Here is a 2,597-nt window from a genome sequence, read left to right on the forward strand (position 1 = left end):
CTTCCCAAACAGGCCCTACATGCCTCGCCTGCGCGACAGGACGGTTCTCAACGAGGGCATCATCGACCTGCCGATGATCTGGCAGACCGATGCCTTCGCGCTCGCCGCCGGCTATGACGACTCCGCCGGCCGCTACCTCGGACTTTGGAAGCCCGAGGACAAGGGCGCCGCACCGGCGGCCACCGACTCGCTGCTCCTGGTGCGTCCCGACATCGCCGCCCAGCAGCGCGACGCCGAAGTCCCGGCGACGCCGGGCCTGACGGAGAGCCCGAGCGAGGACGACGCGAAGAAGCCCTTCAAACCGGACCCCGACCACCCGGGCGTCTACCATCGCAAGGTCAAGACGCGGTTCTACGGCGTGAAGACTCTGAATTCCGACAAGATCGCCCTCGACTTCAAGAACGTCGCCGACGAGATCATCGCCAACCTCCGCCAGGACGGCACCGAGCTCGTCGTGAAGATCGAGATCGAAGCCACGAAGAGCACCGGCTTCGAGGAAGGCCAAGTCCGCACCGTCTCCGAGAACGCCGGGACCTTAAAGTTCGACCAGTCGGGCTTCGAGGAGAGCTGAACGGCCGGTGTCGATCAGGTCGAGCACCCTGCGGCGGAACTCGGGTGTGGGCGATCGCCAGTTGCTCCAGGGTTGAGCCACGCATCGGGGCCGGTCCGCCGGACCCACGAATGCAGCGTGGGTCCTTCGACATACTCGGTCACCAGATACGGCTGCGGGCCCCGGTCGTCGAAGTCGAGGCATGGCTCGACACCAACCGCCCGGGGTGGCGTGGCGAGGACTGACGCGTCGAGGTCCCGGCCGCGGGGTACGACGGGGGCCTGAGAGTGCCGCAAGGCGACATGTATGGCCAGTCGACCTGGCAGAAACACCGAGCTGGCCTGGTGGAGCCGATACGCTACCCCAACCAGAACACAAACTGTCATGCTTCGTATTCGATTGTGGGGCGGAAAGCGTCATTGTGGGGGAAAACTGTGATATCAGTATTGGACCGGGAGATGTACTCGCTGGCGGTGGCGGCGGCGCTACTGCGGGTCCCGCAGAGCACTCTCGTCTACTGGCTTGAGGGCGGCGAGCGGCGCGGTCGCCTGTACCGGCCGGTGATCCGTCAGGAACCCCGCGGCCGCGGGGCCGCCGTGACCTGGGGTGAGTTCGTCGAAGCCGCGCTGCTGCGTGAGTACCGCCAGCGCAGGGTGCCGATGGCCGAGCTACGTGCGTTCATCGACAAGCTCCGCGACGACTTCGGCGTCCCCTACCCGCTCGCGGACCGCAGACCGTTGGTCTCCGGGAAGACCCTCGTGCTCCAGGCGCAGGACGAAGCTGGCCTCGCTCCCGAATTCTGCCTCGTCTCGGACGTCCGTGGCCAGATGCTGCTGCTGCCCCCCGCCGACGCGTTCATCCAGCGGATCGACTGGGGTGACGACGACCTCGCCGCGGCCTGGCGCCCACACGACGACACCGACTCCCCGGTGCGTTGCATCCCGAACCTGCGTGGCGGAAGCCCGTCCATCGGCGGGATCAGCACGGTCGTGCTGTGGGAGCACGTCGAGGCAGACGAAGACGTCGAGGAGATCGCCAACGCCTTCGACCTCACGGCGCAAGACGTCCGCTGGGCGCTTGCCTACGAGTACTCCGCCCGGGCGGCGTGACGCGGCTCAGGCCTGCGATCGTCCGGTTCTACATCGATGCCGACCTGCTCGGCCTCGGCAAGCTCCTGGGTAGATTACGGCCGGACGTAACCTACCCCGGCGATCCAGGTATCACACGATTCAAACGCGAACGTCCAGCCTGTCCCATCACTGATGTAGCGACCCTTGACGACGTCTGGATTCCCACCGCCGCCAAACACGGCTGGCTCGCCATCACCCGAGACAGTGCGATCCAGGGCCGACGATCGGAGATCAACGCCGTCCGGGAGAACAGCGCCCGTCTTGTATCGCTCGCCGGCAAGGAGGCGAAAGGCACCTGGGACCAACTGGAGATCGTCATGTGCCAGTGGCGGGCGATCGAAGCCCTCCTGGGCAAGCCCGGCCCCTTCATCTACACCGCGACCCGCACCTCCCTGACTCCGGTCGAGATATCGCCATGATCGGGAGCGGCTCGCTGTAGGGGTGCGGGAACCACCGGCAGTCGCGAGTACGTCACACCCGTCCCAGTGGCGGCAGTTGTCGGCCCGGCCCTCTACAGGGGTCGTTCGGCGCTCCGTGCGCGATCACGCGTCAGATCCGGTCGCCCAGGCCGAGGCGTTCGTGCTCGTTCTGGGCGCGGCGGGCCCGGCCGGCGGCACCATATCGCTTGATCATCTGGGTGGTCGTCCAGCCCACATGGTCAGCGAGCGTCTGTTCGCCGTCGGCGGCGTCGAGCCAAGCGTCGGCGGCAGTGCCGCGAGCCAGTTGACGAACGCGACGCCCGCCTTGCGGTACACGGTCCGGGTCTCGTGACTGCGTCCCGCGGTCGCGAGGCTTTGGTCCCATCCGTCGAGCAGGAGCCGTCAGACGGGATCTGCCCCTTCGATGATCTCAACCATAGCTAAGGAATGGCGCGCGGCGCGCGCAGCTGACCCGGAGAGATTCGACCGTAGTACTCC

Annotated in this window: 3 protein-coding genes and 1 pseudogene; all 4 read left to right on the forward strand. The window is 66.8% G+C overall.

Going from position 1 to position 2,597, the window contains the following annotated elements:
- Window positions 1-571 (forward strand): annotated as a pseudogene (locus AC08OQ_RS19140) (AAA family ATPase); the annotation flags it as partial.
- Window positions 572-1,008: 437 nt separating this feature from the next.
- Window positions 1,009-1,659 carry a DUF433 domain-containing protein gene (locus AC08OQ_RS19145; protein WP_476612295.1) on the forward strand — a complete coding sequence of 217 codons (651 nt, stop codon included), beginning with the start codon at window positions 1,009-1,011 and terminating at the stop codon, window positions 1,657-1,659.
- A complete protein-coding gene (locus AC08OQ_RS19150; protein WP_476602241.1) occupies window positions 1,656-2,099 on the forward strand; it encodes a PIN-like domain-containing protein in 444 nt (147 codons plus the stop codon). Before AC08OQ_RS19145 ends, AC08OQ_RS19150 begins: the two co-directional genes overlap by 4 nt.
- 115 nt (window positions 2,100-2,214) lie before the next feature.
- A complete protein-coding gene (locus AC08OQ_RS19155; RefSeq protein WP_476602240.1) occupies window positions 2,215-2,451 on the forward strand; it encodes a hypothetical protein in 237 nt (78 codons plus the stop codon).
- Window positions 2,452-2,597 lie beyond the last annotated feature (146 nt).

The organism is Frankia sp. CcCS3, from assembly GCF_977927575.1.